General features: G+C 54.7%; 17 protein-coding genes, 1 tRNA gene and 5 pseudogenes. 13 read left to right on the top strand and 10 right to left on the bottom strand.

All coding sequences use genetic code 11. The annotated features are described in order from the left end of the window. Positions 1-54: 54 nt before the first annotated feature. The 4 genes from TKWG_RS12945 to thdT form a co-directional block, all read right to left on the bottom strand. Positions 55-789 (bottom strand): hypothetical protein, encoded by a 735-nt coding sequence (locus tag TKWG_RS12945; protein ID WP_014751262.1) that lies wholly within the window; start codon positions 787-789, stop codon positions 55-57. A 47-nt stretch (positions 790-836) separates the two neighbouring features. Next, positions 837-1,748 carry a quinoprotein dehydrogenase-associated putative ABC transporter substrate-binding protein gene (locus TKWG_RS12940; RefSeq protein ID WP_014751261.1) on the bottom strand — a complete coding sequence of 304 codons (912 nt, stop codon included), beginning with the start codon at positions 1,746-1,748 and terminating at the stop codon, positions 837-839. 95 nt (positions 1,749-1,843) lie between these two features. Beyond that, positions 1,844-2,479 carry a c-type cytochrome gene (locus TKWG_RS22600; protein WP_238534170.1) on the bottom strand — a complete coding sequence of 212 codons (636 nt, stop codon included), beginning with the start codon at positions 2,477-2,479 and terminating at the stop codon, positions 1,844-1,846. Between the two features lie 120 nt (positions 2,480-2,599). Continuing rightward, complete coding sequence (gene thdT, locus TKWG_RS12930; protein WP_014751259.1) at positions 2,600-4,447, bottom strand: thiol dehydrotransferase; 1,848 nt, start codon at positions 4,445-4,447, stop codon at positions 2,600-2,602. A 686-nt stretch (positions 4,448-5,133) separates the two neighbouring features. Between thdT and TKWG_RS25045 the strand changes: the two genes are divergently transcribed. From TKWG_RS25045 to ftsB, 13 genes and pseudogenes are all read left to right on the top strand, one after another. Beyond that, positions 5,134-5,316, top strand: coding sequence for a carboxymuconolactone decarboxylase family protein (locus tag TKWG_RS25045; RefSeq protein ID WP_014751257.1), 183 nt, complete (start codon positions 5,134-5,136; stop codon positions 5,314-5,316). 400 nt (positions 5,317-5,716) lie between these two features. Then, complete coding sequence (locus tag TKWG_RS12920) at positions 5,717-6,097, top strand: hypothetical protein (RefSeq protein ID WP_014751256.1); 381 nt, start codon at positions 5,717-5,719, stop codon at positions 6,095-6,097. Between the two features lie 401 nt (positions 6,098-6,498). Next, positions 6,499-6,819, top strand: a complete 321-nt coding sequence (locus TKWG_RS12915; RefSeq protein ID WP_041709499.1) for a DUF485 domain-containing protein — start codon at positions 6,499-6,501, stop codon at positions 6,817-6,819. Next, positions 6,812-8,528 (top strand): annotated as a pseudogene (locus TKWG_RS12910) (cation acetate symporter). The gene TKWG_RS12915 and the pseudogene TKWG_RS12910 overlap by 8 nt, the downstream one beginning before the upstream one ends. A gap of 154 nt (positions 8,529-8,682) precedes the next feature. Continuing rightward, positions 8,683-8,758, top strand: a tRNA-Asn gene (locus TKWG_RS12905). Positions 8,759-9,623: 865 nt separating this feature from the next. Then, positions 9,624-10,022 (top strand): hypothetical protein, encoded by a 399-nt coding sequence (locus TKWG_RS12895; RefSeq protein WP_041709495.1) that lies wholly within the window; start codon positions 9,624-9,626, stop codon positions 10,020-10,022. A 57-nt stretch (positions 10,023-10,079) separates the two neighbouring features. Then, entirely contained in the window at positions 10,080-10,469 is a 390-nt protein-coding gene (locus TKWG_RS12890) for a cupin domain-containing protein (RefSeq protein WP_014751249.1), read from the top strand. Between the two features lie 9 nt (positions 10,470-10,478). Further along, positions 10,479-11,284 (top strand): annotated as a pseudogene (locus TKWG_RS12885) (NAD-dependent protein deacetylase); the annotation flags it as partial. Between the two features lie 378 nt (positions 11,285-11,662). Next, positions 11,663-13,315, top strand: coding sequence for a CTP synthase (locus tag TKWG_RS12880; protein WP_014751247.1), 1,653 nt, complete (start codon positions 11,663-11,665; stop codon positions 13,313-13,315). 10 nt (positions 13,316-13,325) lie between these two features. Next, a pseudogene (gene kdsA / locus TKWG_RS12875) lies at positions 13,326-14,181 on the top strand (3-deoxy-8-phosphooctulonate synthase). A 111-nt stretch (positions 14,182-14,292) separates the two neighbouring features. After that, positions 14,293-15,938: pseudogene (locus TKWG_RS12870) on the top strand (MDR family MFS transporter). A 335-nt stretch (positions 15,939-16,273) separates the two neighbouring features. Beyond that, the gene (eno, locus tag TKWG_RS12865; protein WP_014751242.1) at positions 16,274-17,560 is read left to right on the top strand and encodes a phosphopyruvate hydratase; all 1,287 of its coding nucleotides are present in this window, start codon (positions 16,274-16,276) and stop codon (positions 17,558-17,560) included. 30 nt (positions 17,561-17,590) lie between these two features. Then, entirely contained in the window at positions 17,591-18,046 is a 456-nt protein-coding gene (gene ftsB, locus TKWG_RS12860; RefSeq protein WP_014751241.1) for a cell division protein FtsB, read from the top strand. Positions 18,047-18,219: 173 nt separating this feature from the next. Here the strand turns inward: ftsB and TKWG_RS12855 are convergent, their stop codons facing one another. The 6 genes and pseudogenes from TKWG_RS12855 to TKWG_RS12830 all read right to left on the bottom strand — a co-directional run bounded on the left by TKWG_RS12855 (position 18,220) and on the right by TKWG_RS12830 (position 22,880). Further along, on the bottom strand, positions 18,220-18,531 hold the full coding sequence (locus TKWG_RS12855; protein WP_014751240.1) for a hypothetical protein: 312 nt from the start codon (positions 18,529-18,531) through the stop codon (positions 18,220-18,222). Position 18,532: 1 nt separating this feature from the next. Further along, positions 18,533-19,126: a hypothetical protein gene (locus TKWG_RS21655; RefSeq protein WP_148274540.1), complete on the bottom strand. Its 594-nt coding sequence runs from the start codon at positions 19,124-19,126 to the stop codon at positions 18,533-18,535. A 370-nt stretch (positions 19,127-19,496) separates the two neighbouring features. After that, complete coding sequence (hslO, locus tag TKWG_RS12845) at positions 19,497-20,420, bottom strand: Hsp33 family molecular chaperone HslO (protein ID WP_014751238.1); 924 nt, start codon at positions 20,418-20,420, stop codon at positions 19,497-19,499. Positions 20,421-20,443: 23 nt separating this feature from the next. Next, on the bottom strand, positions 20,444-20,965 hold the full coding sequence (locus TKWG_RS12840) for a gamma carbonic anhydrase family protein (protein ID WP_014751237.1): 522 nt from the start codon (positions 20,963-20,965) through the stop codon (positions 20,444-20,446). 21 nt (positions 20,966-20,986) lie between these two features. Further along, on the bottom strand, positions 20,987-22,426 hold the full coding sequence (locus tag TKWG_RS12835) for an AMP-binding protein (RefSeq protein ID WP_014751236.1): 1,440 nt from the start codon (positions 22,424-22,426) through the stop codon (positions 20,987-20,989). Further along, a pseudogene (locus TKWG_RS12830) lies at positions 22,423-22,880 on the bottom strand (RDD family protein). The gene TKWG_RS12835 and the pseudogene TKWG_RS12830 overlap by 4 nt, the downstream one beginning before the upstream one ends. Positions 22,881-22,929 lie beyond the last annotated feature (49 nt).

The following is a 22,929-nucleotide window of genomic DNA, read 5'->3' as shown; positions in this document are numbered from 1 at the left end:
GAAGGGCCCATTGTATAGAACGGGCCCTTTGCTGGCACAAAACCGGGATGCTTGCTATCCCGGTATTTCGCCCCCGGAAATCGTCATGGACGTATCGACCTGAGCTGGCTGGTTTTCAGCAAATTTTTCACTTGTATATACCTGATACAGACCACCCGGTATATTCGGACTGATCACGAAGATATAGCGCTTGGCGGCATACTTGCCAATCTTTTCCTTCATCGGATCATTGATATACGGCTGGATCACAATGCGATCGGCCGCAACCTGCTTGTTCTCAAACTTGACATTGACCTTATCTACTTTCACGTTGCTGTCGGCCAGCGCCAGCCTGATACGCTTGCGAAAGTAAACGGTGGAGCCGCCGGTAAATCGCTTCATTTCGGCAATATCGCGCTCCAGAAATCCCAGCAGGGCAGGGTTTCCTTCGGCATGCTCAACAGGCGCGATCGGCGTATGGTTCGGGCCGGAAAGAAAATACACGTCGACCGATGCTGTGCCGTCTTTGTGCCGTTGGCGAACATCCACTTTGACCTTGTCATTGAGCGTCACCATGCTGGGACCCGCCTGACGGTACGTGTAGTCAATGGACTGGCGGGTCGTGTTGGCAAAATGCTTGTCCAGAAACAGCTTGCGTTCAGCTTCGGTAATGGGATCTGTTTCGGGCCTGGATTCGGCCGCGGTTGCGGCGGGCTGGTCGGTATTGGCCGCCAGCACGGGCGTCGCCTGGCACGATAGCGCCAGCAGTAGCGCAATGGCGCCGGATCTGAAAATAGGGCGGTCAATCATGTTTGGTCTCCTGTCTTGTCGATCCGCAGCAGTGTCAACGACGCTGTTCAGTCGTCGTCATCTTCAATGCGGTCCACGGGGGCTGTGGCCGGCGGAACATCGTATTCTTTGAGGATAGCGGCAATCTCCGGTCCACTGGAGTCGATTAACTCATTGAGCTTGTCACGCAGTTTTTTGCTGTCATGTCGCACGCCCATGGCGATATTGAATGCAAAACGATGCGGGCCGATCTGGGTGTCAAAGGGTACGACGGTCATGGGCACGCCGCCATCACCATGCTTGGCGTAGTAGCCGGCAATAGGGCCCCAGGCAATGGCAATGTCGATTTTTCCGTTGGCCAGATCATGCTCGATAATCTGTCCTGGATATTGTTCCGGGTCCCCGGTTTGCAACTGATACGGTACCATGCGTTCCAGCAGGCTGTGCGACAACAGCCAGTTCACCGGTGGTGTGCCGGAGAAGGCGCCGATCTTGATTTTGGACAGTGTCGCCTGATCCAGCGACATGATGTCCTCCGGTTTCTTGATGCCATCCAGGCCCTTGCCCTTGACGTAGACAATCGCGTAGGTTGATGTCATGTAGCGCTTGGTGGGAATGCCGCGTTCAAAGCCGGGCGATACGCCTGTGACCACATCGCATTTAAAGCGGTCGGTCTTTGGATCCTTGGCCGTTAACGTTGCTCGCGTAAAACCCATACGCTGCGGATACCAGGTGTGCTCCAGCTTCCAACCCAGTTTTTTTGCGAACAGGGCGGCGATTTTGTTTTCGTAGCCGCTTTCATCCTGCCGGGACATGGGCATATTATTGGGATCCTGGCACACCCGCAGGACCTTTTCACCGTCCTTGTCTTGCTTTTTTGGTTCCTGCGCCAGTGCAGTTGCTGCAAGCAGGCCTGCGCTCAACGTGAATGTGAGCAGCAATGCAGCGCGTGGGATGGGCAGTAATTTATCTGACAGCATGGAATACGTCCTTCCGACAACGATAATAACAATTGAAATAAAAAACGGCAACGCAGGCAGGGCTCAAGGATGAGCACCTGCCTATAGTAACGCTTTTATTTATCCAGCGGGTACACATGCCCGGGTTCCAGTTTGCCGTCGGCACGTGCTTTCAAATAGGTGTATAGATTATCAATATTCTTTACCAGGCGCGGTACGCTTTCAAATGGGGGCATACCCTGAGGCAGGCGTCCCTTGAGCACAGTTGTCTTGAACTCTTCTTCCGACAACTTGCTCATCGCCACGATCAGTGAGGGTCCGACAAGCCCTTCCTGCTTGGCGCCGTGACAGCGCGCGCAATCGAGTGCCCGCCAGGTTTTCCAGCCTTGCAATACATGGTCATCGGCCTTGTTGCCTTCCTTGACCACATATTTTACTTTGCCGCTATCGGAGGCTGCTGGCGCGTCTGCGGCCTTGTCAGCTGCTGGTTTGTCGGCGGCCGCCGGCTTTTCGGCTGCAGTCGCGGGGGTCGGCGCAGCGGCGCCGGCCGGCACTTGCCGTTTTTCTGTCGATTCCGCCTTGAGGGTGCCTTGTGTTGTTTCTGCGCCCCCGTCACCAAAAGTGGTTGTCGTTGCTGCCAGCATTGTGGCCAGCAATTGCTTTCCAGGGGTGATATCTGCGGCTTGCGCAGAGAAGGTACAGATTCCAGCGATAGCGAGTCCTGCTCCGATTGTGCGTAAACGTAAAGTCATATTGAGTTTGTCCCAGATTTATCATGCAGGCATTGCATGCCCCACATGAATTTGTGTTTCTTTTAATGCCTTGATATTGCAGGGTGAACGGCGCGAACCGGTCACCCTGCATGACGCTATTTATTGCGTTTTGGTGGTTTTTTCTGCCGCTGCGGTAGCGACATTGTCAGGCAATGCGAAGACCATCAGCGCACCGCCAAGTTCGGTGTATTTGGCCAGATCCTTGTATCCGCCAACCGCACCCAGGCCGTCGGTGGATTTTTCAAGACCTGCTGCCAGACCAATGCCGGCCCAGCCGCCAATACCGGACAATACGCCAATGTACTGTTTGCCTTCGTACTTCCAGGTGGTGACGTTGCCAATCACGCCAGACGGTGTTTTGAACTTCCACAGTTCCTTGCCGCTGGTATCAATGGCCTTGATGTAGCCTTCAAGCGTTCCGTAGAACACGACATCGCCTGCTGTCGCAAGGGCGCCGCTCCATACGGAGAATCTTTCAGGAATACTCCACAGGATTTTGCCTTTATCAGCGTCCCAGGCAATGAAGTTACCCATGCCGCCATGGCTGTTGGGGGTTGGGAACATGGACACGGTCGCGCCAACGTACGGCTGACCGGCTACGTAGTCGACTGCAAATGGTTCATAATCCATGCAGACGTGGTTGGTGGGAACGTAGAATACGCCGGTTTTGGGCGAGAATGCAGCGGGTTGCTGATCTTTGGTGCCCAGTGCAGAAGGACAAATTCCCTTGACGTTGACGTCTTCACCGCCCTTGGCCGGGCTGTACTTGCTGTTAACAACAGGACGGCCGGACTTCATGTCGATTTTATCGGCCCAGTTGATGGTCGGATCGTATTTCTCGGCAACCAGCAATTCTCCGGATTCGCGGTCAAGCGTATAGCCAAAGCCGTTGCGGTCGAAGTGAACCAGTGCCTTGCGGTCCTTGCCACCGACCTTGATGTCGGCAAGGATATTTTCGTTAACGCCGTCATAATCCCATTCGTCATGCGGTGTCATCTGGTAAACCCACTTGGCTACACCGGTATCCAGATCACGTGCGATGATGGACATGGACCATTTGTTGTCGCCTGGGCGTTGCGATGGATTCCAGGTGCCGGGGTTGCCGGTACCGTAATACACCAGATTCAGGGCAGGGTCGTAACTGAACCAGCCCCAGGTGGTGCCGCCGCCAATTTTCCACTGATCGCCTTTCCATGATTTGAGCGAAGAGTCTTTGCCCACAGCAGCCATTTTGCCGTCGGTCCAGGTCATGGTTTTTTCGGGATCAAACAGCATCTCGTTATCCGGGCCTGTCGAATAGGCTTTCCAGGCTTCCTTGCCGTCTTTCAGGTTGTAGGCAATCAGACGCCCGCGGACACCGAACTCACCGCCGGAAATGCCGGTGATCACTTTATCCTTGAAAATATGTGGCGCGTTGGTATTGCTTTCACCTACCTTGAAGTCGCCGTTCTTGACCTTCCATACTTCCTTGCCGGTTTTGGCATCCAGGGCCACCATGGTGGTGTCGGCCTGTTGCAGAATAATTTTGCCGTCGCCGAACGCCAGGCCACGGTTGACAGTATCACAACACATGATGGTTATGACGTTGGGATCCTGGGTAGGCTCGTATTTCCAGAGCAGACTCTGATCCTTCAGACTGATGGCATATACCTTATTGGGAAAGGGACTGTGAACGTACATGACGTCCCCAATAACCAGTGGTCCGCCCTCGTGTCCACGCAGTACCCCGGTGGAGAAGGTCCAGGCCACCTGAAGGTTCTTCACGTTGTCCTTGTTGATCTGATCCAGCTTACTGTAGCGCTGGTTGGCGAAGTCGCCTGCCTGAACTGCCCAGTTATCCGGGTTTTTCATTGCTTCCTGCAATTGTGGATCCGCCTGTGCCGTGCCGGTAATGGCCAGCGCACCTGCGACACATAGCATCTGTTTAAGGGTTATCTTAAAAGACATGTCTTCCTCCGGGGTTATCGTTATATATTTCAGAACACGAATTAAAGGTCTTACGCGAACATAGCACGCGCAGCATGCGTATGGTCATAGAGAGCTATAAGCACAATTCATGCCAATCTTTGGGAGGATGACCGGTACATGCGTAAATGGCGGCGTATCGACGTATCGGGCACGATCGGTTTGATGTGGCAGCGCATACCGGTCGCCATGTGCATATATACACGTGCGCAAATGTACCGCAAGCAGAACAAGGTCAGGACATTATGTGTCGTTTTAGGACAGGCGCCTTTTGCGCAGGGTCGAAGGGCTGCGAACGGGCGGAGCGGACAATGAGCGGTGCTCAGAAAAACATTCATTGAAATCAAAGCCGGTGTTTGGCATGATGAGCACTCGGTTGTATTTGAATGGCGTGTGTGTTGAAAACCCGAGACTGTTGCGAGTGCCCGGGCATGAATGGACAGACATGATCAATATCACAACTGAAATTGCGACCCATTGTTGTGGCAACAGTTGCTGCCACGCCCGGATGGGTCTGAATAGTAAATAAAATTCCCAGGGAGATAATGACATGTATGATATGAAACATCTTGCCCACATGAAAGACCTTGATGCCGCAGCGCCGCAAGCCATGCAGGCGTTTCGCGCATTTGATGAGGCTGCGTTTGCCGATGGCGCCTTGAGTGCACATGCAAAAACAGATTATCGCGCTTGCTGTTGCCGTTACCACGCAATGTCCTTATTGCATCGCAATACATACCAAGCAGGCGCGCGAGGCCGGTGCAACCGATGCCCAGCTAGCCGAAGCTGCACTGGTTGCTGCAGCGATCCGTGCCGGCGGGGCGGTGACGCACGCAACACATATGTTCTGATGATTTCCCACCGGGCTTGCAGCGCCTGGATAGTTCAGGCCAGCGCGCTGGTGCCGAGCGAGCGACGCTGCCTCTGGAACCACGGGTGGATCGTGGTTGCAGTAGTGCTCAGGAACCGGCACAGTGTGTGACATTGTTGTGTCGAAAGCTACTAAGGCTGCGACTGTCTATGTTGTTCAGTGTCGTCGGTCGCCGGCCGGGTGTCATGATGTGCAACGCCGCCTTGCAGGCGATATCCGTGGGCAGGGCGCTGGACAATGCTCAGGGCTGAGCGTGGCACAATAATTGCTTGCAACAGAATGGAAGAGGGCGCAATAGGAGGAGCGAACAAAAACAGGCAGCGGTTCGCTTGCGCCGTCTTTGATGTGCATAGTCTGCTTTATTCGATTTGTAGGACGACATGAAATTTCCCATTAAAAAAATATTCTCCGCCCTGTTACCCCTGGCCGTTCTGGGCGCAGCACCGGCCAGCGCCCAGGCTAATGATTTTCCTACCACGACCAGAGTAGAGTACGTGCTGGAGTGCATGCAGAAACATAATCGTGATTATGAATATTTTTATAAATGTTCATGTGTGATCGATGATATTGCCAAAAACGTAAACTATAACGAGTTCAACGAGATATCGACTGCAGCCCGTTATGCCCGCCTGGGAGGCGAGCGCGGCAGTGTCTTTCGCGATCCGAAAGACGTCAAGCGCATGAGTAAAAAATATAAGACGCTGGAGGCCAATGCCAATAAAGCCTGCTTTGTGAAAGCACCGGTCGATGATGATGATTGAGGTCCAGACTGATTAGCTGATTCATATACTCGGCGCTTGCCGTGGCCGTAACGGTCATGCTGGCTCGGCATGTCATAAATGTTGTCAGAAGTCTGCACTCTTGAAAATTCATTCTGCCATGCGTTCATGCCGTGTACCCCGACTGGCTTTACCCGGAGCATACTCACAATAGTGTGTGAGATCGGTTGACGGGCCCGCCCTGAGCCGATTGCGCCAATAAACTGCAACTGCAGACATATATTTGGACACTGTTTTAAATGAGCTTTACCTATGTATTGCTAGGGTATATCACTAATTGCAGAAACATAGGGCTACAGGTAAAACGGTCATGTTTGCTGCATAAATGATAAGCATTTGAAAACAACGATCAAAATTTAACGATACTTTCTGGGAGGAAAGATATGAGTGAGGATATCGTTCAGCGGGTGATGGCGAACCCGAAGTATAAGGAAATGACGCGAATGCGCAGCACGTATGGTTGGGTCTTTTCCGCCATCATTCTGGTTGCCTATTATGTCGGCTTTATCGGCATTATTGCGTTTGACAAGCAACTGTTCGCTCAGTCCATCAGCGGTGGCGCCATGACCTGGGGCATTCCCGTAGGCTTTGGTTTGATGATTCTGATCATCGCACTCACCGGCATCTATATTTGGATTGCGAACTCCAAATTCGACGCAATGGAACGCAGCTTGCTGAACGACGTAGGGGCCACTCATGAATAAAGGCGTGTCGCGGTTTCTGATCGGTATTGCATTTACCGGTCTGTTTTTATCTCTTGCCTATGGTGCAGATGCCATTGGTGAAACCACCAAGCAGCAGGTCAATATAACGGCGATCATTATGTTCGTCGTTTTTGTTGGACTGACGCTTTTTATCACCAAATGGGCCGCTGCCCGTACCAAATCTGCCTCGGACTTTTATACGGCTGGCGGCGGCATTACCGGCTTTCAGAATGGGTTGGCCATTGCGGGCGACTATATGTCTGCTGCGTCTTTTCTGGGGATTGCTGCACAGGTCATGGCCAGCGGTTATGACGGCCTGATCTACTCTATCGGTTTTCTGGTAGGCTGGCCTATCATTATGTTCCTGATGGCTGAACGCCTGCGCAACCTGGCAGGTTCACCTTTGCCGATGTTGCCAGCTATCGCTTTGCGCAGATGCCGGTACGTACCTTTGCCGCTTGCGGCACCATCGTCGTCGTGTTGTTTTATCTGATTGCCCAAATGGTAGGTGCAGGGCAGTTGATCAAACTGCTGTTCGGCCTGGATTACTGGATCGCAGTCGTGATCGTGGGTGTGCTGATGATGGTCTACGTGCTGTTTGGCGGGATGACGGCTACGACGTGGGTGCAGATTATCAAGGCGGTCATGTTGCTCGCGGGTGCGTCGTTCATGGCCTTCATGGTAATGAAGCTGAACAATTTCTCTTTTGAGGCGCTGTTTTCCAAGGCTATCGAGGTCAAGACGGCGGGCGCACTGGCTGCCGGTAAAACGGCAGAGGAGGCGGCAGCAGCAGGCAAATCCATCATGGGCCGGGTTCGTTCATCAAGGATCCGATTTCTGCCATTTCCTTTGGTATGGCCCTGATGTTCGGTACTGCCGGTCTGCCACATATTCTGATGCGTTTCTTCACGGTGCCCAATGCCAAGGAAGCGCGTAAATCGGTATTCTGGGCCACTACCTGGATTGGTTACTTCTACGTGCTGACCTTCATTATCGGTTTTGGTGCGATTATCTTCGTGTCTACCAATCCTGATTTTCTTGATGCGAAAGGCGGCCTGATAGGCGGCGCCAACATGGCGGCGGTGCATCTGGCCGATGCCGTGGGCGGACATATTTTCCTGGGCTTTATCTCGGCAGTGGCGTTTGCCACCATTTTGGCCGTGGTGGCAGGGCTGACCTTGTCGGGCGCATCTGCGGTGTCTCATGATCTGTATGCTTCGGTGTTCCGCAAGGGTAATGTCGATTCGGCCACCGAACTGCGGGTATCGCGTATCACAACGTTCGTGCTGGGTGTGCTGGCCATTTTGCTGGGCATCCTGTTTGAGAAACAGAACGTGGCCTTCATGGTATCGCTGGCGTTTGCCATTGCGGCATCGGCCAATTTCCCGGTGCTTTTCCTGTCAATTATGTGGAAGAAAATGACCACACGCGGCGCTGTGATTGGCGGCTTCCTGGGATTGATCTCCTCGGTCGCGCTGACCATCGTCTCGCCCGATGTATGGGAAGTGACGTTGGGCAACCCCGTGGGCAGTGCGCTGTTCCCTTATAAGTCACCAGCGCTGTTCTCCATGGTCATTGCCTTTGTTGGCATCTGGTTCTTCTCTGTCACCGACAAGAGCAAGCGTGCCGCAGTCGATATCGCTGCATATGACGCCCAGCGCGTACGTGCGGAAACCGGTATTGGCAGCAGCAAGGCATCTGCGCATTAACGATCGCGCTAATTGCCGGTAAACACGCGACTTCGGTCGCGTGTTTTTTTATGGGCGTCAGCTAAATGCAACATTTCCGTAAAAAAGAAGAGGGGGAGGAGGCAAGGGCTTGCATTACTATCCGGTTTCTGGCTATAATCATTTTCTTAATTGATCCCCGATAGCTCAGTCGGTAGAGCGACGGACTGTTAATCCGCAGGTCACTGGTTCGAACCCAGTTCGGGGAGCCACAAAAATTTTGTAGTAATATCAACGAATTAGCCACCTTTTTAGGTGGCTTTTTTGCGTGGGTTGCTTTTGTGCGCTGCGGCTCAGGGTGGATTCGAAATAAGAGGGGCGATGTCACGCCGAATGTCTTGCAGCGCTGATATCGCCCCCGGTATGCGTTTGCAGTTCGTCAGCGGCGAGTGTTTTTGCCGTCGTGGATTTGCATTTCTATCTGGTCCAGCCATTTGTCACGAGCGAATCTGTCCGCTCGATACCAATCCCTGTATCCTTTGTCCGTTACGTTCGATTTTAACCAATGGTCAAACTCCGGACCTTCTTTTTTTGACAGGTCTACACTGCGTTTACGTCTGCGAAATGGCATGTTCATACGTGCTCCTTATTCGAGTTGTTAACGAAGTAGAGCTTAAAATGTAACATGCTCGATAAGGATAGTTGTTACAAAATATATCGGAAGGGGGCAATAGCTATTGGGTAATCAGAGTGTTGTGCTACGAGTAGTTGCCTGGATGCAAGGCAAAGCCCTGGATACAAGCCGACGCAAAAAGTCACAGCTGCCGACGAACATGCAGAAAATTTTTGCTCGGCCGTTGCGAGCGCGCTGCGCGTCGCTGGTTGCAAAGCGCCTGTTGCCGGACGAAAGAAGCCAGAGCGCTTGCGACTGGTGACAGGTGGGTTATGACACACCAGAGGCATTTGATGGCATACCAGGAGGCGGTGGCCATAGTTGTCAGTCAATGTAAAAAATCTGTGGGATAATCTGCTTATTAAATTGGGTAGAAACAGGGTGCAAGAGCAGCCGTTATGGCAGAAATTGTCAGGCGGTGTATGATTTCTGCGATTGGTTCATGCCGTGTTCAGGAGTAAATAATGAAGAGAATGCGATGGTTGTTGCTGGGCTGCCTGATTAGTGCAGGGCTGGTGGCGTGCACGGTTCCCAGTAAAACCGATCTGATGGGCAACGCCGATTATTTTGATCCGGCCTTTCTTAATAAAAGTCTGATCAAAGACAAGACAACCGTGGCCCAGGCCATCCAGGTTTTTGGCGAACCCGATCGCACGACTCGCAATTCCAATAACGAAACCACACTCAAATATGCGCGCAAGTCGTCTGGCAGCATGGCCGGCAATATGGTTGGCGCTGTGCCGGTGGTCGGGCCCATGGTGGATTCGGCGGGCCGGCTGCTAAGCCCCGGTAAGGCGGATGTGGGCAAGCAGGTTTTGGAAATTAAGTTTGTCAACGATGTTTTTCAATCCTGGGAAATGTAAATCCCGGGCCGATAGGGGTCCGTATTTCGGATCCGTTCACTTTATGGAGTAAGCCGTATGAAAGGTTTTGTCGATGATATCGAAGAATTGACCGTGAATAATGATCTTTACCGCAAGGTGCTTTACACGGGGAAAAACCTGCAATTGGTCTTGATGACGCTGCAGCCGGGTGAAGAAATCGGGGAAGAGGTTCATGAAGGCCATGATCAGTTCTTTCGCATCGAAGAGGGCAAGGGCAAAGTCGTGATCGACGGACAAACCCATGCCATCGAGGATGACGACGCGGTGATCGTTCCTGCCGGTGCGCGTCACAATGTGATCAATAGCGGCGATCAGCCCCTGCGTCTGTACACCATTTACGGCCCGCCTGAGCACCGTGATGGCGTCGTGCATGCCACCAAGCAGGATGAGCAGGAAGAGCATTTTGACGGTAAGACCACAGAGTAGGCCAGGCCTATGAAAGCGCCGGCTATTGCCGATCTGCAGGCCTTCGTGCAGCAGCATGCGGGCCTGTTGGTGATTACCGGCGCCGGTTGCAGTACCGATTCTGGCATTCCGGCCTACCGCGATACTGAGGGTGCGTGGATGCGGCCGCCACCCATGACATTTCAGCAGTTCATGGCACCGAGGCGGCGCGCCAGCGCTATTGGGCACGCAGTATGGTGGGATGGTCGATGTTTTCCGGCGGTAAGCCGAATGCGGCGCATCAGGCCTTGCGATCGCTTGAGGCCAAGGGCTACACAGGTTTGCTGGTGACGCAGAATGTTGACGGGTTGCACCGGCAGGCTGGTCAGTCCCGGCTGCTGGAGTTGCATGGATCTCTGGCAAGTGTGGTCTGTATGCATTGCAACAACAGGCTTGATCGCCTGAATTATCAGCAGCAACTGCTCAATGAGAATCCCGCCTGGGCGGATATGACGGCTGTCATGGCGCCGGATGGCGACGTGGATCTCGAAACAGATTTTTCTTCCTTTCGTATTCCGGCTTGCGGCCGGTGTGGCGGCATCCTGAAACCGGACGTGGTGTTTTTTGGTGAAGCGGTTCCGCGCGCCCGTGTTGATGCGGTCTATCAGGCCCTGGCGCAGGCCAGCGCCGTTCTGGTGGTGGGCTCCTCGCTGATGGTTTATTCGGGCTACCGTTTTGTGCGCGACGCTGCCAGGCAGGGCAAGCCGGTGGCGGCCATCACGTTGGGCAAAACACGTGCTGATGCAGTGCTTACACTCAAACTGAATGCCGCTTGTGCTCCGCTGCTGACTGCGCTTGACACCGTTCTGGCACAGGTCTCTTCAGAGGCTGACGGGCTTGCCGGGATCGGCTGGCAGCGGTATAGCAGACCCCTATGGGAAAACTCAGGGGCAAATCGTATTCGAGATGTCCTGTAGCGGATTGCCCGCGAATGCTACATGTATAGGGTGGTTGCCCACAGGGACAGCAGGCCAATGGTCACAAAAAAGGCAATAACGTAGCAAAGCAGCATAAGCAGGGTTTTTCGTTTTCGGTCCATGATCTTTTCTTGATATTTACATCAGTCATTATACGACCTGTTTTGAACCGAAGGCGCCGGCGCCTTACAAAAGCGGCATGCTCAAGCTATAATTCAAATTTCCTGCTACGGCCCTTTTCGCGGGGCCCTTACTCCAATGACAAAGTATGTATTCGTTACCGGCGGCGTGGTCTCTTCGTTAGGCAAGGGAATCGCCGCCGCGTCGCTTGCGGCTATCCTTGAATCGCGTGGCCTGAAGGTCACCATGCTCAAGTTAGACCCGTATATCAACGTGGATCCGGGTACGATGAGCCCCTTGCAGCACGGTGAAGTATTCGTCACCGAAGACGGCGCCGAAACCGATCTTGATCTCGGCCACTACGAGCGATTCATTTCGGCTCGCATGCATAAATCCAATAACTTTACCACTGGCCAGATATACGAATCCGTGTTGCGCAAAGAGCGCCGCGGCGATTATCTGGGCAAGACCGTGCAGGTTATTCCCCATATCACAAATGAAATTCAAGATTTCATTATCCGTGGTGCAAGGCAGGCCTGGGATGGGCAAACCGATGTGGCCATTGTGGAAATCGGCGGCACCGTTGGCGATATTGAATCCCTGCCATTTCTGGAGGCGGTGCGGCAAATGAGTCTGCGCCTGGGCCGCAATGGCGCCGCTTTCGTGCATTTAACGCTGGTGCCGTTTATTGCCTCTGCGGGCGAGCTCAAAACCAAGCCAACTCAACACTCGGTGCAAAAGCTGCGCGAAATTGGTATTTATCCGAACGCGTTGCTGTGCCGTGCTGACCGCGAAGTGCCCGAAGACGAGCGGGCCAAGATTTCCCTGTTTTCCAATGTGCCGCTGGATGCCGTCATTTCCGTATGGGACGCCGATTCCATCTACAAAATTCCGTCCATGTTGCATAACCAGAAACTGGATGAACTGGTTTGCGATGCGCTGGCCATTTCTCCGCCGCCGGCTGATCTGTCCATGTGGGACGGCCTGATCGATGCACTGGAACATCCACAGCATGAGGTGCACATTGGTATGGTCGGCAAATATGTTGATCTGACCGAGTCATACAAATCGCTGATTGAAGCGCTGCAGCACGCCGGTATTCATACCCGTTCCAAAGTCGTTATCGACTATATCGATTCGGAGGATCTGGAAGGTGGTGCGGTTGAAAAACTGGCTGCGCTGGATGCCATTCTGGTGCCGGGCGGTTTCGGCAAGCGCGGTACCGAAGGCAAGATTCGCGCCATTCAGTATGCACGTGAAAACAAGGTCCCTTACCTGGGGATCTGCCTGGGCATGCAACTGGCCGTTATTGAATTTGCCCGGCATGTGGCCCAGCTTGGCGGCGCCAACAGTACCGAGTTTGATCCGGCAGCGCCGCATCCGGTCGTGGCGCTTATTACCGAGTGGATGGATCGCGAAGGCAAAGTGGAAAAACGTACGGCGTCTTCCGATCTGGGCGGCACGATGCGCAAAGGCGCCCAGCGCTGTCCGGTCAAGGAAGGCACGCGTGCCTATGATATATATGGTCCCGAGGTCAACGAGCGCCATCGCCACCGCTATGAGGTCAACAATGTCTATGTTCCGCGTCTTGAAGAAGCCGGCATGGTCATCAGTGCCCGCACGCCGACCGAGAACCTGCCAGAAATGATGGAAATTCCGGGCCACCCATGGTTCATGGGGGTCCAGTTCCATCCTGAATTTACTTCTACGCCGCGTAATGGCCATCCGCTGTTCTCCAGCTTTATCCGGGCAGCACTGGACTATCAGAAACAGCGGCAGAACCAGGGATAAGGAAATCACCATGAATCTTTGCGGCTTCGACGTTGGTCTGACCAAACCGTTTTTTCTGATTGCCGGCCCATGCGTGATCGAATCACGCCAGATGGCGTTCGATACCGCAAGTGCGTTGCAGGATATTGCCGGACGCTTGGTATTCCATTTATCTACAAAAGTTCGTTTGACAAGGCCAATCGTAGCTCGGGCACCTCTTATCGCGGACCGGGAATGGACGAAGGCCTGCAGATTCTGGCCGATATCCGGGCGCAGCTGAATGTGCCTGTCCTGACCGATGTTCACGATATTACCCAGGTAGAGCGCGTTGCAGCCGTTGTTGATGTATTGCAGACGCCGGCTTTTCTGTGCCGCCAGACCGATTTTATTTCGGCCTGTGCTGCTACGGGCAAGCCGGTAAATATCAAGAAAGGGCAGTTTCTGGCGCCGGCCGACATGCTGCAAGTTGTGGCCAAAGCCAAGGCCGCCGCCATTGCGGCTGGCGGCGATGGCGCCAATATCATGGTCTGCGAACGCGGGGCCTCTTTCGGCTATAACAATCTGGTCTCGGATATGCGTTCATTAGCCATTATGCGCGCCACAGAATGTCCGGTGGTTTTCGATGCGACGCATTCGGTGCAGTTGCCTGGCGGGCAGGGTACGTCCTCTGGTGGTCAGCGTGAATTTGTGCCTGTGCTGGCGCGGGCTGCGGTCGCGGTGGGGGTGTCCGGTCTGTTTATGGAAACGCATCCGGATCCGGCCGTGGCGCTCTCGGACGGCCCCAATGCCGTCCCCCTGGCGCATATGGAAGCCTGCTGCGTTCACTCACTGATATTGATCGTATTGTTAAAGGTCAAGGCTTTATCGAAGACCAGTTCAGCGCCTGATTGCATCGTTGGCCATCGACATTAGTATTTGTCCGGTCGGCGGCGTTGTCAGGCAGGCGGCACACATAGCCCGGTGAGCGTTGATGCCGGCGTTTACTTTGAACGGGAAGTATGGTTACCAGAACAATCGAAGTGAATGAGGAAAAATCGGCATCGGGACGACTGCTGCCGTTTCGACAATCTTTAATGGCGGTGCTGGGCATCTGTTTTGTCGGCATGCTGGTGGGGCTGGATCAAACCATTGTCGGCACCGCCTTGCCTACCATCGTGGCCGAGCTCAATGGTTTTGAGCTATACGCGTGGGTTGGCACTTCCTATCTGCTGGCCTCGGTTATTACTGTTCCTATCTGTGGTCGCTTGAGCGACTATTACGGACGCAAGCCATTCGTGGTTGCGTCCGTTATTATTTTCACCATTGCTTCAGTGCTTTGCGGGATGGCCGGCAGCATGACACAACTGGTGCTGGCCAGGGCCTTGCAGGGCATTGGTGGCGGGATGCTGGTAGGCACCGCCTTTGCCTGTGTACCGGACTTGTTTCCTGACGCCAAAGTACGCCTGCGCTGGCAGATTCTGCTCAGTTCATCTTTTGGCATTGCCTCGGCCGTCGGTCCCTCACTGGGAGGTTTCTGACCGAATACTATGGCTGGCGTTCGGTGTTCTATGTCAATCTGCCGGTAGGTCTGATCAGCCTGTTCTTTATCTGGCAATATTTGCCGCTGATCCGTTACAAGCGTGAACAGACAATCCGCCTGGACTGGCAGGGGGCGGTGCTAATCGCACTGTTTCTGGGCTGTCTGCAACTGGCGGTGGAACTGTTTGCCACGCATGGCGTTTCCTGGCAGGTAGGCGTGTTTTCCATCGTGTCCGTTGTGGCGTTTGTTGTTCTGATACGCTGGGAGCGACGTTGTGCTTTTCCGCTATTGCCGCTGGAGGTCTTTCGCGATCGCAGCCTGGGCACCATGTTTACCTTGTCGTTATTGACCGGTTTTGTGATGTTCGGCATGCTGTTTTATATTCCGCTACTGCTTCAGGGCGGTTTCGGCTATTCTCCAAATGACGCTGGTATGCTGGTCACGCCGCTGGTGGTATGCATTACCGTGGGCAGTATCCTGAGCGGTCGCATCGTTATTCGCCTGGCCCGGCCCAACTGGATTCTGTATATCGGCTTTGTATTGACGGCAATCGCCGTGGCTGGCGTTGTTTTTTATGATCGTGATATGTCGCAGCTGGTCTTTTTGCTGTACATGACCCTAGGCGGTGTTGGCCTGGGTTTTATTATGCCCAACCTGACGATCTTTAGCCAGGAGTTGTCCGGTCGCAATAATCTGGGCATTGTGACGGCGCTGGTGCAGTCTATCCGCATGATTGGCGGTATGCTGGGAACAGCCATTATCGGCACGATGGTCAATTACTATTATCTGGCCGGCATTCAGGCCGATGCAAAAAGAATCGACTCCCCGGAGCTGGTTCTGGCCTTGTCCGATCCTCAACTGCTGGTCAGGACAGACAGTCAGGCGGGGCTGATTACGGAAATGGCCAGTCTGGGACAGAATGCCTTGCCTTGGTTGGAGGTGGCACGCGAACACATGGTCGGTGCGATCGAATCGGGCCTGATGGTGGTGTTTGCTGTGAATGTGATCGCTCTGTTGTGGCTCTACAGGCTGCCGCTGATCCGCTTTGCCAGCCTGGGCAACACCGTGGCCGAGCCACCTGCCGGCAGGCGCCGGTGGCGGCGGCGGGGCAGGGGCAACGATTAGCCGATAAAATGTATGGCGAGGGTCGCCTACAGTCGCGGGGGACGAAGTGGCGAGTTATGCAATAGGCAACTGAATCTGCAGCAGCGATACGCAACGGACCGGCGGTCAACGCCGCTGGGCAACGCCGCAAGGAGGCGCTGGACCGCGTTGCTGCATGGCCTGGTTGCACCGTTTGCCGTTTTACCTGTTGGTCATGGCCCGGGCTAAAATGTAAAAAAACTGATACAAGTTCAATTGCCAGCGGATGCAAAATTACAAGATTGGCTGAGTAAGGTACAATCTACGCAATAAAACCCCATCAAAATCACTGTTTATCAGGCAGGAAAGTCATTACCATGAGTGCAATTGTTGATATTATCGGTCGCGAAATCCTGGATTCCCGTGGGAATCCAACCGTAGAGTGTGATGTATTGCTCGAATCCGGCGTTATGGGGCGGGCTGCTGTACCGTCTGGTGCCTCTACTGGTACGCGCGAAGCTGTTGAACTGCGTGACGGTGATAAGTCCCGTTACCTGGGCAAAGGCGTGCTCAAGGCAGTGGAAAACGTCAATACTGAAATTTCCGAAGCGCTCATGGGCCTGGATGCGCAGGAACAGACTTTCATTGACCACACTCTGATCGACCTGGATGGAACCGAGAACAAGGAGCGCCTGGGCGCCAACGCACTGCTGGCAGTGAGTATGGCCGTGGCACGTGCCGCAGCCGATGAGTCCGGTCTTTCCCTGTATCGCTATTTTGGCGGCAGCGGCCCCATGAGCATGCCTGTGCCCATGATGAACGTCATCAATGGCGGCGCCCATGCCAACAATACGCTCGATATGCAGGAATTCATGATCCTGCCGGTGGGCGCAACCAGTTTCCGTGAATCGCTGCGCATGGGCGCAGAGGTTTTCCACGCGCTGAAAAAACTGATTCATGGTCATGGCATGTCTACTGCGGTGGGCGACGAGGGCGGTTTTGCGCCCAATGTGGCCAATCATGAGTCGGCCATTCATCTGATCCTGAATGCGATTACCGAAGCCGGCTACGAGCCTGGTACCCAAATCGCGCTGGGCCTCGATTGCGCCAGCTCCGAATTTTACCGTGACGGCAAATATCATCTGGCAGGCGAGGGCAATATTTCCCTGACGTCGGCCGAGTTTGCCAATTTGCTGGCCTCCTGGTGCGACAAATACCCAATCATCAGCATCGAAGACGGTATGGCCGAAAACGATTGGGATGGCTGGAAAATCCTTACAGACCAGTTGGGCAAGAAAGTGCAGCTGGTGGGCGACGATCTGTTTGTGACCAATACGAAAATCCTCAAGGAAGGTATCCAGAAAGGCGTTGCCAACTCCATTCTTATCAAGATCAACCAGATCGGTACACTGACAGAAACCTTTGCAGCCATTGAAATGGCCAAGCGCGCAGGTTACACGGCAGTTATTTCACACCGCTCCGGTGAAACCGAAGACTCGACCATTGCCGATATTGCCGTGGCCACCAACGCCATGCAGATCAAGACCGGCTCGCTGTCTCGTTCGGACCGTATGGCCAAGTACAACCAGCTGCTGCGTATTGAGGAAGAACTGGCAGAAGTGGCCCGCTTCCCGGGTCTGGATGCGTTTTACAACATCCGTTAAGCGCTGCGGCGCGAGTATTGAGCATTTGTCATGCGCTTACTATACCTTGCCCTGATGGTTGCCTGCGTAGCCATACAATATCCGCTGTGGTGGGGGGAAGAAGGGTGGGCGCGCGTGACAGTGCTCAAGCAGCAACTGGAAGCCCAGGAAGAGAAAAACAAGGCGTTGCTGGCACGTAATAATGCGATGGATGCTGAAGTTCATGATCTGAAAACCGGTACCGATGCGCTTGAAGATCGCGCCCGTATTGAAATGCGCATGATCAAAAAAGACGAAACCTATGTGCAGATCCTGACGCCGAACGAGCCGCAGCCGGATGTGCCGGTAAGCTACGAAGTACCAGGAGCACCCAAGGCCAAGGCAGCTCCCGCTGCGGCAGCCAAGCCTCAGGCCTCGGGCAAAGCCCAGGCAAAAGCGACAACTGGCACACGCGCAAAGCCTGAGAGCGGCAAGCCAGCCAGATCTTCAAAACCGGCACAGCAATAACCGTCGGCTAGGCTTATCCTGCAGGCGTCGCTCATGCTGAGCCGGCTGGATCAGGACAGAGCCAGATCAGAAGCCACCCGGAACCAGATCCAATCCGGGCGAATCAAGCCCAAATTAATATAATTTCGACGAACAACCGTTTACCGGTTGTCGTGCGTGCTTATCGGCAATCCTTAAGGCAGGCAAGCCGACTCGGCTGGCAGCGCATTTTCGGGCAGTTCAGTCGTTGTAGGCGGTGCATCCGGCGCGCGTTGTCTCATTGCTTGATCGGCATCAGGCCTGGTCTGCGAGGCAGGCCTGTCGCTGGGAAGCGTTGCGTCGGCCGGTGCAGGCCGCCTGGCAATGCTGCCCGCCGGGTCGCCGCCGCGATTGCTGGATCTGGTCGGCTTGCGTAGCGGTGCCGGTGAGTTGGCAAATGCATCGCGCTGCCTATAGCGAACGTGTGTTGTTTGCTCGGACAGCCAGAGCACCGGATGCGATTGCATTTCAATTGTAATTGATGCGCTGATCGGTAGCGCACCCTCGGTGGCCAGTGGCGATCCGGAAGCACCGATGGCGCCGAACACCGTACGCAATAGCGCTCGCATGCCCGGCACGACGGGCACATACAAATAGCGTGCTGCAATTGCAGGGTGTTGGCATCGTAGATCGTGCTACCCGAGGTGGGGCGCGCGGAAATTGTTGATGTTGCCTTTGCTGATAATTGTTATTGATGGCCGGATTGCCGGTTTGCACAGCAATGGGAAGATCCTTTTGCATGAAGTCGGCAAATTCGGCGATGTTTGGATGAGTAATAATGATGTCCCATGCGAGCTGGTTGCTGTTTTGCTCGACTCGTTTGTGTTGGTGGATCATCCGCTCCCGTGGGTCGCGAAAATCGCCCGCTGGTGCATATAGCGGAGTCAGTGCATCCAGGAATGCGTCTTCGATGGCCCGCGGCCTGGCGTGGTTCACACTGCCGGCGCGGCCGGCTTCAAGCAATGCAAGGCTGACTGCTTCGCGCGTCATGTACCAGCGCGACGCTTCGTAGCTGGCCATGGCCGCAAGCAGCAGGGGGAGGGCGACAACGAGAAATTCCACGATCGCAAAGCCATGCTGGCGTGCCAGCCAGACGGCCGCTGTTTTCGCTTGTAGGCAGCCAGGACGGGATGTATGGACGAAAGCAGGATGGCGGCGGGCGCAGAACAAAAAAAGAATGGGCGGGAAGGTGTATTGCATCCCCGCAGTGTGCGCAAAACGAGGGCAAATGTATAGTGTGGGTTTCTACGCTGGATAAGTAAGTGCTGCGGTAACCGGGGTGTGCTGCGCAAGCTAATGCTAACAACCGTTTAGTACAACCCGTGTTTGCTGGTCTGTGAAGCGCGGGATGGGAGGAAAGCAGCCGCCAGTATAGCGGTGCTCCGTGTGCTGCAGCTGAGCCAGCAGGCATGTCTGCCCGTTGCTGCTCAGTTTAATGCGCAATGGGTTCGGGCGGATCTTCGGGCGACTGGCCATCGATAAACAGACGGGCGCAATCGATCGCATCGAAGGTATACGGCTTGCCGCAGAAATTGCAGGCGATGTCAATTTGTTCCTGTTCGCTCAGAATGCTCTCTATTTCATCCCGACCGAGCATTTTGAGCATATTGCCGACGCGTTCACGTGTGCATGGACAAAACCAGCGCACCGGTTGTGGCTCGAAAGTGAGTAAGGGCTCTTCCCAGAACAGGCGGTGAATCAGTGTTTCTGGAGACTCGCTAAGCATTTCCTCCTGCGTCAGGGTCTGCGCCAGAATGCGGGTGCGCTGCCACGATTCCTGGTGCGCTTCGGCATCATCGGCCGTACCGCCGTGGTCGGGCAGTCGCTGCAGCAGCAGACCCGCAGCGCGTTGCTCGTTGGCGGCCAGCCAGATGTGCGTATCGAGCTGTTCCGACTGCTTCATATAATGTTCCAGGACCTTGGCGACCGAATCGCCTTCCATGGGAACCACGCCCTGATAGGGTTGCTGGCCTTCCTGCCGGTCTGTCGGATCCAGAATGACAATAAACCGACCATTGCCATTGCTGTTGAGCAGCGACTGGAATGTGGCATTGTCGGGTACCACAAACTCCTGGCGCAACTGCACGGTGGCGCGCAGGCTCAGGTCGGATTGGCACTCGACCACGATCAGGGCCAGCGGCCCGTCGCCCTGCAGTTGCAGCACGAGTGAACCATCGAATTTAATGTTCGAGGCAAGCAGTACCGAGGCGGCACATAGTTGCCCAAGCAGGTCGCGAACGACTGGCGGGTAGCTCTGATGCGCCAGACCGGTATGCCAGGTCTCGGTCAGATCGACGGTCTGGATGCGGGTGCTGCGATCGTCAAGCAGGTATTTCTGTAATTGGTCAGTCGTCATGGCAGAGTGGCGCAGGGCCGAAATTACGTCAGGCGTTTAAGGCCGCTGCGATAGCGCTGCCCCTGCCATACGTAATGAGCAGTATTTTTGTGAATGTTGGCAATTTCGTCTTCGCTCAGCGTACGTGCAATTTTGCCGATACCGATAACAAGCGAGCCATCGGGGATGACTTTGCCTTCGGTAACGATGGCGCCGGCGCCGATGATGCAGTTTTTGCCAATGCGGGCGTTGTTCAGGACAATGGCCTGCATGCCGATCAGAGACCCTTGGCCGATGGTGCAGCCGTGCAGCATGGCCTGATGGCCCACGGTGACGTTCCTTTCAATGGTCAGGGGAACGCCTTCGTCTACATGCAGTACGCTGCCTTCCTGTACGTTGCTGCCTTCCTGGATCAGGATAGGCGCGTTGTCGCCGCGAATGGCCACATTGGCCCAGACGCTGACATTTTTTTCCAGGGTGACGTTGCCAATGACCGTCGCGCTGTCAAAGACAAAAGCGGTGGCATCGATATTTGGCGCCAGTTCATCGATCTGATACACAGCCATATTGACTATTTCTCCTATTTCCTAGCTGGTTACGCTATCGGCGTCAGTGTCGGCATCACGCCAGACGTAGCCATCCTTGTCGATGTGGCCGCGAATGGCGGTTGGGATCCATTCTTGTGGCTCAGCCTGCAGCGGATGGATCTGGGCGCCAGACCAGTAGTGCAAGGCAACCGCCGGATCGGGATAGTCGTTCTGGTCGGTCCTGTTGACTGCGATGAAACCCTTCTGGCCCGTTTTCAGGGGCTTGCCGGCCTGGTCGATAACAGTAATCCGATGGCCCGGGTACACACGGCCCATGCTACCCTGGCGAGGCGCCCATTTTTCCTGACTTTCGCCAATGATGTAGCCAAAGCCCAGCGGCGCCGCAACGACGTTGATGTCAACGTTAAAGCGCTCTTTGGCCCATTGGCCCAGCGATGGGTCGTAATCGGTGTCCAGGCAGCTGATGCTGCGGATGGCCAGTTCGAATTCTTCCAGCGTATCGGGATATTCGCGGATACGGCGCAAATCCTGGCCGGATGCGTGAATATTGGTAATCTGATAGTGTTCGAGCAGCGTAAACAGGCGCGGTATGGTGCGTCCGGCCGGGCAGCCGACAATGGATTTACCGAAATAAAGTGTGGGCAACAGGGCATTGAGCAGACCGTTGGGGCTGTTCCAGTCGTAGGAAGTCCAGAATATATCGTTTGCTTTCGGAAACCAGTTCTGTGAAGCGACAAAGCCGGGCAGGGTGCCAATGAGTGAGCTGTGATCCAGCAGCACGCCCCGCAACGGTTCGTTTTCGGTCGTTGCTGGATATACCAGAATGGCCGGCGTGGAGGCGCTCACGACATGCGGGGTGAAGGTGGACGGTTGGCGCGCCAGCAGGGTCCGCCAGGAAATGATTCGATCATCATCGGTATGGATGCCGATGATCTGTTTGACTGGCGAATGATTGTCAACCGCTGAAATAAGCGCTGTAATGGAGTGCTTGTCGACCACCGCGACCCGTGCCTGCGAATCATGCAGTCTTTCTGCATATTCAGCGTTGCTCAGGGAGGCGGTCAGGGGCACCACAATCGCACCCACGGTCAGGACGGCCAGCTGGGTAATCGCGCTTTCAGCCGAGTGCTGCAGCGCGACCGCGACGCGGTCCTGCGGCTGCACACCCATGCGGATAAAGCCGTTGGCCAGTTTATTGACCTTTTCGGACAGTTGCCCGTAAGTCAGTAATGTGAGCTGCCCGACCTGATCTTCGAAATAAATGGCGACCTGGCGTGCTTCGTGCGGGCTGGAGGCCCAACGGTGACAGCAGGCATCCGCTATATTGAATACCGTGGGAACCAGCCATTCAAATGATTTATAGAGTGACGAATAATGATCGGTCATAAGGTGGCGTAAAGAATCGGGGGCGCTAAAGAAATAGGGCAGTGAGTGCAAAAATGATCCTGCCTGCTGCCCGTGGACTTCTGATTCTATCATTGAATCGCCGCCGGCGATAGGTCGACCAGACGGGTGCCGGCCAGCCTGTCATGCAACATCAGGCCGTCCCGGTCAAACCAGCTATAGACAAAGTTGAGAAAGGGCGTAAATACAATAAACAGGGTGATGGACGGCCAGCCCAGCGCGTTGGAGGCAAGGTACACCAGATAGGCGCCCAGCAGCGGGATGGGCCAGCACAGCGCATAGCGCAGCACGAGTTTGCCCAGGGAAGGACGGGCGCTTGGCGGCTGACGAGCCTGATATTCCAGGTTTTCATGGGCAACGTCTGTCCGTGTTTTCGCCAACAGAGCACAAAGTACAGGCCTATGGCAACAAACAGCACCGCCTGGCGGGTGCCCAGCAGGGTCAGGCCGCTGCGGCTTTGCGTGAGCGTGTCGAAAATGTAATCGGCAAAGAAGACAACGCCGAACAGGAGCACGGCCTCGTACATCATGCAGGCAAACAGACGCAAACGGGAAGGAGAACGGCGCGACAACAGCGCC

This window comes from Advenella kashmirensis WT001, assembly GCF_000219915.2.
GTDB classification, from domain to species: Bacteria; Pseudomonadota; Gammaproteobacteria; order Burkholderiales; family Burkholderiaceae_B; genus Advenella; species Advenella kashmirensis.
The sequence above is the reverse complement of the archived record's forward strand: the minus strand, read 5'-3'. Positions and strand labels throughout refer to the sequence as shown.

Coding starts and splice junctions, on each gene's coding strand:
- TKWG_RS12855 (WP_014751240.1), bottom strand. CDS start 18,531: ATGCAATCGCATCCGGTGCTCTGGCTGTCCGAGCAAACAACACACGTT.
- TKWG_RS12920 (WP_014751256.1), top strand. CDS start 5,717: ATGAAATTTCCCATTAAAAAAATATTCTCCGCCCTGTTACCCCTGGCC.
- TKWG_RS12835 (WP_014751236.1), bottom strand. CDS start 22,426: ATGATAGAATCAGAAGTCCACGGGCAGCAGGCAGGATCATTTTTGCAC.
- TKWG_RS22600 (WP_238534170.1), bottom strand. CDS start 2,479: ATGACTTTACGTTTACGCACAATCGGAGCAGGACTCGCTATCGCTGGA.
- eno (WP_014751242.1), top strand. CDS start 16,274: ATGAGTGCAATTGTTGATATTATCGGTCGCGAAATCCTGGATTCCCGT.
- TKWG_RS12895 (WP_041709495.1), top strand. CDS start 9,624: ATGAAGAGAATGCGATGGTTGTTGCTGGGCTGCCTGATTAGTGCAGGG.
- TKWG_RS12940 (WP_014751261.1), bottom strand. CDS start 1,748: ATGCTGTCAGATAAATTACTGCCCATCCCACGCGCTGCATTGCTGCTC.
- TKWG_RS12890 (WP_014751249.1), top strand. CDS start 10,080: ATGAAAGGTTTTGTCGATGATATCGAAGAATTGACCGTGAATAATGAT.
- TKWG_RS12945 (WP_014751262.1), bottom strand. CDS start 789: ATGATTGACCGCCCTATTTTCAGATCCGGCGCCATTGCGCTACTGCTG.
- ftsB (WP_014751241.1), top strand. CDS start 17,591: ATGCGCTTACTATACCTTGCCCTGATGGTTGCCTGCGTAGCCATACAA.
- thdT (WP_014751259.1), bottom strand. CDS start 4,447: ATGTCTTTTAAGATAACCCTTAAACAGATGCTATGTGTCGCAGGTGCG.
- TKWG_RS12840 (WP_014751237.1), bottom strand. CDS start 20,965: ATGGCTGTGTATCAGATCGATGAACTGGCGCCAAATATCGATGCCACC.
- TKWG_RS25045 (WP_014751257.1), top strand. CDS start 5,134: ATGCAAAAACAGATTATCGCGCTTGCTGTTGCCGTTACCACGCAATGT.
- TKWG_RS12915 (WP_041709499.1), top strand. CDS start 6,499: ATGAGTGAGGATATCGTTCAGCGGGTGATGGCGAACCCGAAGTATAAG.
- TKWG_RS12880 (WP_014751247.1), top strand. CDS start 11,663: ATGACAAAGTATGTATTCGTTACCGGCGGCGTGGTCTCTTCGTTAGGC.
- hslO (WP_014751238.1), bottom strand. CDS start 20,420: ATGACGACTGACCAATTACAGAAATACCTGCTTGACGATCGCAGCACC.